The sequence below is a fragment of the Oceanobacillus luteolus genome (assembly GCF_023715655.1).
GTDB lineage: Bacteria > Bacillota > Bacilli > Bacillales > Amphibacillaceae > Oceanobacillus > Oceanobacillus luteolus.
The window spans coordinates 1-6,939 of the sequence record NZ_JAMBON010000070.1; the positions used below are offsets into that span (position 1 = coordinate 1).

Here is a 6,939-nt window from a genome sequence, read left to right on the forward strand (position 1 = left end):
GGCGATTCAAGCAACATGTGCAAAAAAATAAAATAACCGTAAATCTGTTTAAAACATCTCAGATTCACGGTTATTTGGCGTTTCTGTTTTTAATTTTAGTTGCTTCTATTATAAAATTTCTTAGTTCAGGCTTACGTTGAAGGCAACTTTTCATTGGAATTTATGTGAGAAAATACTTAAGAATATAGGTGATAACTGATGAATAAAAGTAAAGAGTACGTAGATTTACTATCAAAAACTTACAATGAAGTAGTTGATTTTTTACTTCATAAATATGGTCCCGCAAAAGACGATTATTATAGAGAAAAATCATATTACAGGTTTATGAATGGAGAAATTAAAAATATAACAAAAGGGAAATATTCAAGAACTAGTGAAGGATTATACTGTCATCATATAGATGAGATTAAAGAATTGAAAATATCAGACCAGTTATTTATAAAAAGCAAAAACATTCCATTTGAATATCAGAAGAAAGATAGATTAGTTTATTGTGATCTGATAGAACATACTATTTTGCACGTTTTGATTTCAAAGGAAACTTCTAATGAATTTGGTTACTTAGGGTATGATGTATTTTTAAAGCCAATTATTGAAGAATGGTATATCGAAGAAAAAAAACCTAGTCCACAATGGATGAAATCTTGTTACGATAAGTCTTTTCTAACCCCTGAAGAGTCAGTTCATATATTAAAAGAGATGCAAAAAACACTGGGAATGAGTTATTTCAGCAGTCCGTATGAGTTTCATGAAAAAAAGCGGAGAACTATAGAGGAAGTTAAAGCAAGAAAAAGAAAATGGGAAGAAGAAGATAAAAAGCGTGCAATAGAGGCTAAAGAAGAAGAAATAAGAAGGATAAAGAAAAAAACGGAAGAATTCTATCAAACCTATCCAAAATTCAAAGAAATCAATATATCTTTTGCTACCCCAAGACAAAAAGTGATAGCAATGTTGTTTGATCGTAAATATAGCGATATTTATAAAAGTATAAAAGAACTCGATTTAGTAATGAAACCAATTATTAAAGACGAACTTTTAAAAGAATTATATACTGCTCTTGAAAGTAGCTAAAATGGATTTGGTCTCTATTCTATTCTTTTTAAATACAGGAATTGTGATGTTGAAAAGGAGAAATGAACAAGCGTTGGGCTCATAATTCTTGGGTTTTTAATTAGAGTAATTGTAATTAGATATCTGGTGCTATTGTTAAACAATAGTAAACACCTCATGTTTTATGAGCAGTTTAGTTAAACAGGATCAATTTAGACACTTTTGTAGAAAGGAGAATTAAGTATGAAAGCTATTGTTCAAAATAAGTTTGACGATGCAAGTGTACTTTCCTATTCTGATGTTGAAATACCGAAAATAGGAGATAAAGAATGTTTAATAAAAGTAGCATATACGAGTGTGAATTATGCAGATATAAAAGAACGTACCGGAAAGAAAGGAAAAGGAAACTTCCCATTAATATTGGGCTTGGACGCTGCAGGGACAGTTGTAGAAGCTAATGCTAATTCACCTTTTTCAATAGGAGATCGTGTCATCGCTTTTCCTAAAAATGGTTCCTATGCAGAATATGTGGTTGCAAATGAAAAATTGGTTTTTAAGATCCCAGACAGTCTATCATTTGAACAGGCAGCAGCAATGCCAACCGTATCCATTTTGTCGTATATTCTCTTACATGAAATTGGACAAATACAAAATACAGATACCATTGTTATACACAGTGCTGCTGGCGGTGTTGGTTCGATGCTTGTACAATTAGCAAAATTATCAGGAGTTCAAAAAGTTATAGGAACTGTTGGCAATATCGAGAAAGAAAATTATGTAAAGAATTTAGGGGCTGACGTTGTCTGTACATATGAAACTTTTGTTGAGGTAGCTTTAAAACAAACAAATAATCAAGGCGCAAATATTATCTTCGATTCCGTTGCTGGTGATGTGACAAACATGAGTTTAGACTGCTTAGCATTATATGGCACACTTGTACAATTTGGTAATAGTAGTGGTAGAGCTGGCACTTTTAAAACAAGTGATGTTCATAGTAGTTGTAGAAATATTAAAGGTTTTAGCTTAGGCACAACGAGAAAACATCTTCCAGAACGATTAGCACCGGTTGCAAAAAAAGTGATTGAAATATTTGAGTCAAAACAAATTACCCTGCCGATCGCACGAATATTTGATTTAAAACATGCCGCAAAAGCGCATGAATTAATTGAAAGTCGTAATTATGAAGGTAAAGTACTGCTTAAAGTCTAAGAGCAAGAACTTAATCACAAAGATTATTCTATCGCTATGGAGTGCGATCCTATCAGAAGGAAGAGATTAGAAAGAAGGTTAAATATCATGACTTTACGTTTAAAAATAGGAGATAAGATTGGGATATTCAGCCCCTCTACCCCTGGCACTGTTACAGCTAAACAGCGTTATCAGCGTGCCAAAGCTTTTATGGAAGAGAAAGGTTTTATTATTGTAGAAGGAGAATTGACAGGACAATCAGAAGTGTATCGTTCAGGCACACCTAAAGCACGTGCAGAGGAACTAAATAAATTATTACGCAACCCAGATATTAAAATGATTATGTCTACTATTGGCGGCACAAACTCAAATAGTTTATTGCCATATATTGATTATGAAGCATTTAAGAAAAACCCGAAGTTAGTTGTTGGATATTCTGATGCCACTGCTATCTTATTCGCACTTTATGCAAAAACAGGCATTACAACTTACTATGGTCCTGCTCTCATCCCCTCTTTTGGCGAATTTGAGCCCCTTGTAAATGATACATATCGCTATTTTAAGCAATATTTCATGGAGGAAACGAGGATTCCATACGAAGTACCGATGCCTCCCTTCTGGTCTGATGAGGCAGTAAATTGGCTTGAAAAAACAACGGAGAAACAACTTTATCGTAATGAGTGGGTAACTGGTCAAGGAGGAGTAGCCGAGGGTAGGTTAATCGGTGGCAATATAAATGCAATGTACGGATTTATTGGTTCGCCCTATTTTCCAGAGATCCATCATGGCGACATATTATTAATTGAAGATTGTACGAAAGATGCTTCCGTTGTAGAGAAAAACTTCGCTATGCTTAAAATGCATGGTGTTTTTGAAATAGTTGCTGGCATCATACTAGGCAAACATGAACGTTACGATGATTTAGGTACAGGGAAACAACCCTTGGATTTATTGATCGAACAGTTAGATGGAAAAAACATTCCAATATTGGCCGAATTTGATACATGTCACACCCATCCGATGCATCCATTAGCTATCGGTAAAAAAGTCCATTTAGATGCAGATGCTAAAAAGGTAGTTTGTATGGAGGACTGGTTGTAATTTTTAATTATATGAGAATTAGTGCTTTTTGAAGTAACTGGAATCGGCATATAAATGACAATAAAAAGGAGCTTGATTATTATGCAAGCTCCTTTCTCTATGAAATTAAAATGGCATCTTCTACTAAGGCACCCATAAGTAAAGTAAAATGATGTTTCTTATTTCTATTAACCTGTATGGTTGCGGTCTGCCCTGCTACCACAATTACTTCTACAAAATCGATAAGCCCTCTTGGACTATCGCACACGTTACTGTGAGTGAAGTTTTTCAAAAATAAGTTGTTTCACGTTTTTATTTTTCGAACCTCGGACTTTCGTCTCCATAAATAGAGTAAGTCCACCCTTCATTTCTCATTGTTGAACATTGGTCATTATTACAAGAAAATATAATAGGTTTGCTTACCGATACGGGCACTCATTTCGAATAGGTAGGAAATACTCCACTTAAAAAAAGTATTTATAATTCTCTTAATTGACATCCTTCACATCTAATGATAAACTAATTTTCATTAGAGATATCAGGAGTCTTTAATATCCCCAATAGGAGTAATAAGGAGGTTAAGTATGAGATATTCAAACGCGACAAACTATGCCCTGCATACGATAGTCCATTTAATGCTACAGCCTAGGGAGAGCCTGGTGGGAGTGAAAGAATTAGCAGATGTGCAAAATCTTTCCCCGACGTACCTTTCAAAAATATTAACGAAACTTGCGAAAGCTGGTTTGATCGAGTCAACACCAGGCGCGAAGGGAGGCTATAAAATCTCCAGAACAAAACAGGAAATATCCTTTTTGGATGTTATTCATGCGATTGAAGGAGATACAAGCTTATTCGACTGTACCATTCATCATGAAGGCTGCTTGATCGAAAAAGCTATGAAGCAAGTAGAGGAAAATATGAAAGGCGAACTGGATTCAATGCTTTTGAACGATATTGCTAAAGAGGCAACATCCAAACAAATTGAAAAAAAATAGTTAAATTTATTGTTAAAGGAGGCGATAAGATGATATTAGACTGTGCCGTGATTGGCGGAGGACCAGCTGGACTGAATGCTGCTTTAGTGCTTGGAAGATCAAGACTAAAAACGATTCTGTTCGATGACAATAAACCGAGAAATGCGGCGACTTCTGAGTCCCACGGGTTTATCACAAGGGACGGTATACATCCGCAAGAATTAAAAAGAATTGCCCAGGAAGAATTATACAGATACCCTGATGTAAGGATTGAAAAGCAACGGGTGCAACGTATAAATAAAGAAAACACCTTATTCAAACTGGAGACAGAGAATGGAGAAGTATACAGCGCGAGAAAGATCATTCTCGCCACCGGATTTAAGGAAGTCCTTCCGGATATCCCGCGAGTGAAAGAGTTCTATGGCAAGAGCCTTTTCAGCTGTCCTTTTTGTGATGGGTGGGAAATAAGAGATCGTCCACTAGCAGTAATTGCAGATGATCAAAAGGCGTTTCATATGGCGAAAGTAGTGTCCAATTGGACGAACGATTTAATTATTCTTACCAATGGAAAAGAAGTGCTTTCGTTGGAAGAACAAGAATTGCTCAGAAGCAAAGGCATTGGTATTAACGAAAAGAAAATTGCCGCTTTCATTGGGAAAGAAGGAATGCTGGAAAAAATTCAATTTGATGATGAAACATCAGTACACCGTGAGGGAGGCTTTATAGCTACTGAATGGATACAGGCAAATCCCTTTAAATCTTCACTCGAATATACATTAAATGAGCAAGGCGGGATCGCAACTGACAGCATGAAACGCACGAAAACGGAAGGTGTGTTTGCTTGCGGAGATGCGCGAATTGCTGGTCCCTCCCAATTAATTGTTGCAGCGGGAGAAGGCAGTATGGCTGCCATATCTGTGGTCGCTGCATTGACAGAAGAAAAGTTTAACCAGGATAAGCAGCATTCTTAAACAGCTACTAAAAAGGAGGATATATATGCATCACCCACATGGTAAGCACAAAGAAAAAATTTCCTACTTGGAAAGTCCCGAACGTAGAAAGGAATTCTCCCCGGAACAATTACTGAACATGATTCCTTTAAAAGAAACCGACAGCATCTTAGACTTTGGCGCTGGGACCGGTTATCTTTCCATCCCGGTGGCAAAGAGAACCACGGGCAACGTATACGCGCTAGATATCGATGTTGCAATGCTGGAAATAATCAAAGAGAAAGCCTTGAAGGAACGGCTTACGAATATTGTCCCGGTGCAAGAAAGTATCGAGAAACTTTCTTTACCTGATGGCACTATCGATATGATCATTGCTTCTCTCGTGCTGCATGAAGTTCGGCCGTTGGGACCACTATTACAACAAATGAGAAATGTACTAAAAAAAGAAGGCTATCTAATCTGTCTGGAACTTGAGCCAAAAGGAAGTTCAGATAAAGGACCTAGAATTACTTTGGAAGGAATGGAGAGAGAAATGAAAAAAGCAGGATTCCAGGTAACAGAGAAATATTTCCCAGCGGAATCTTTATACATGCTCGTTGCGCAGAAAACAGATTAACCGGTTAATTTTTTAACCAATTAAAGATATCAAGTGTCTCTAAAGACTTTAATTGACACTTCACCATAACATGTAATTGAGAACTAATTTGCTTTCCCGAGGCTAACGTAAGCTTCCAATATGCCTGTCCTTCTGTGGTTTCTTCTAATTCATAGTGTGACAAATCAATGATTGTTTCGATCACCGGTGTAGCAAGTGTCTCGTCAACCTTCACATTAACGGACCTGTCACTTGTTTTCATTTTATCTGCTAACCTGTCAGCTACTCCAATATCCTCTTTGAGTAGACAAAAACAAAAGGAACAGAGTATCGTCATCTGCCACCTAGTTAAAATCATCTATCTGAACTATATATTTTGCAAGGAAAACTAACCTCAACCTCCCTATTAGCACAAGATAGGCTATCAAATATACAATCGCCTTATTGTATTAAAGCACCCTTTAGCACAATAAGAGTAAAGTCGAGGTCTCCTTTTATAAGAAGACTTCATTAATTTATATCGCTTTAGCCTTAATAATAAAGCGATGTTGTTTCACATCAAAAAATCCTTTTGACTGAATATGTTTGTGTATATCATATAAACTTTCTTCATATTTTTCGATATTAAAGTCGGGAATTTGCCAAGGTATTGCTTTTAGATAATACACTAATGCACCCACATCATAAAATCGTTGAATTGGGAACTCTTCATTACTATACAATACTTCGAAATTATTCTTTTTAAGTTCCTGTAAAGCTGTCGTCAGGTTCCAATTTTCAAACTCAATGTTCAATGAAACAGCAAATGATTCATTAATTTCTTTACAATCTAAGCCTCCAACTTGCTGTGTTAGAAATACACCATTTTTTTGAATCGTCCTTCTTATCTCTTCGGGTGAATATGATTCATGTTGATTTAAAATCAATTCGAACTGATTATCATTAAATGGTAGTTCAGAGTCCTCCTCAAATGGGAGTAAGCGTCAAACAATGAACACCTTCTATTAAATATCCGTTCTTGAGATAATCTCTTTAGAAAAAAATCTGGAGGTTATGCCAATGAACGATGCTAACAAAAGAATAGAATGGAAAGCTAGGTATG

7 protein-coding genes and 1 pseudogene are annotated in these 6,939 nt (G+C 36.1%); 6 read left to right on the forward strand and 2 right to left on the reverse strand.

The genetic code is table 11. The annotated features are described in order from the left end of the window. The first annotated feature begins 198 nt into the window (after positions 1-198). The 6 genes from M3210_RS19145 to M3210_RS19170 all read left to right on the forward strand — a co-directional run bounded on the left by M3210_RS19145 (position 199) and on the right by M3210_RS19170 (position 5,858). Positions 199-1,071 (forward strand): SAV1803-related protein, encoded by an 873-nt coding sequence (locus tag M3210_RS19145; protein WP_251517743.1) that lies wholly within the window; start codon positions 199-201, stop codon positions 1,069-1,071. A 222-nt stretch (positions 1,072-1,293) separates the two neighbouring features. Beyond that, complete coding sequence (locus tag M3210_RS19150) at positions 1,294-2,259, forward strand: quinone oxidoreductase family protein (protein WP_251517744.1); 966 nt, start codon at positions 1,294-1,296, stop codon at positions 2,257-2,259. Positions 2,260-2,346: 87 nt separating this feature from the next. Next, positions 2,347-3,339, forward strand: a complete 993-nt coding sequence (locus M3210_RS19155) for a S66 family peptidase (RefSeq protein ID WP_251517746.1) — start codon at positions 2,347-2,349, stop codon at positions 3,337-3,339. Between the two features lie 563 nt (positions 3,340-3,902). Then, positions 3,903-4,313 carry an RrF2 family transcriptional regulator gene (locus tag M3210_RS19160; protein WP_251517748.1) on the forward strand — a complete coding sequence of 137 codons (411 nt, stop codon included), beginning with the start codon at positions 3,903-3,905 and terminating at the stop codon, positions 4,311-4,313. 29 nt (positions 4,314-4,342) lie between these two features. After that, on the forward strand, positions 4,343-5,263 hold the full coding sequence (locus tag M3210_RS19165) for an NAD(P)/FAD-dependent oxidoreductase (RefSeq protein WP_251517751.1): 921 nt from the start codon (positions 4,343-4,345) through the stop codon (positions 5,261-5,263). Positions 5,264-5,288: 25 nt separating this feature from the next. Further along, positions 5,289-5,858, forward strand: coding sequence for a class I SAM-dependent methyltransferase (locus M3210_RS19170; protein WP_251517754.1), 570 nt, complete (start codon positions 5,289-5,291; stop codon positions 5,856-5,858). A 4-nt stretch (positions 5,859-5,862) separates the two neighbouring features. Here the strand turns inward: M3210_RS19170 and M3210_RS19175 are convergent, their stop codons facing one another. Both M3210_RS19175 and M3210_RS19180 read right to left on the reverse strand, forming a co-directional pair. Next, the gene (locus tag M3210_RS19175; RefSeq protein WP_251517757.1) at positions 5,863-6,174 is read right to left on the reverse strand and encodes a hypothetical protein; all 312 of its coding nucleotides are present in this window, start codon (positions 6,172-6,174) and stop codon (positions 5,863-5,865) included. Positions 6,175-6,352: 178 nt separating this feature from the next. After that, positions 6,353-6,802 (reverse strand): annotated as a pseudogene (locus tag M3210_RS19180) (SAM-dependent methyltransferase); the annotation flags it as partial. Between the last annotated feature and the right edge of the window lie 137 nt (positions 6,803-6,939).

Excerpts from the sequence above, each read along its gene's own strand:
- M3210_RS19170 (WP_251517754.1), top strand. The coding sequence starts at position 5,289 with ATGCATCACCCACATGGTAAGCACAAAGAAAAAATTTCCTACTTGGAA.
- M3210_RS19160 (WP_251517748.1), top strand. The coding sequence starts at position 3,903 with ATGAGATATTCAAACGCGACAAACTATGCCCTGCATACGATAGTCCAT.
- M3210_RS19155 (WP_251517746.1), top strand. The coding sequence starts at position 2,347 with ATGACTTTACGTTTAAAAATAGGAGATAAGATTGGGATATTCAGCCCC.
- M3210_RS19165 (WP_251517751.1), top strand. The coding sequence starts at position 4,343 with ATGATATTAGACTGTGCCGTGATTGGCGGAGGACCAGCTGGACTGAAT.
- M3210_RS19145 (WP_251517743.1), top strand. The coding sequence starts at position 199 with ATGAATAAAAGTAAAGAGTACGTAGATTTACTATCAAAAACTTACAAT.
- M3210_RS19150 (WP_251517744.1), top strand. The coding sequence starts at position 1,294 with ATGAAAGCTATTGTTCAAAATAAGTTTGACGATGCAAGTGTACTTTCC.
- M3210_RS19175 (WP_251517757.1), bottom strand. The coding sequence starts at position 6,174 with ATGACGATACTCTGTTCCTTTTGTTTTTGTCTACTCAAAGAGGATATT.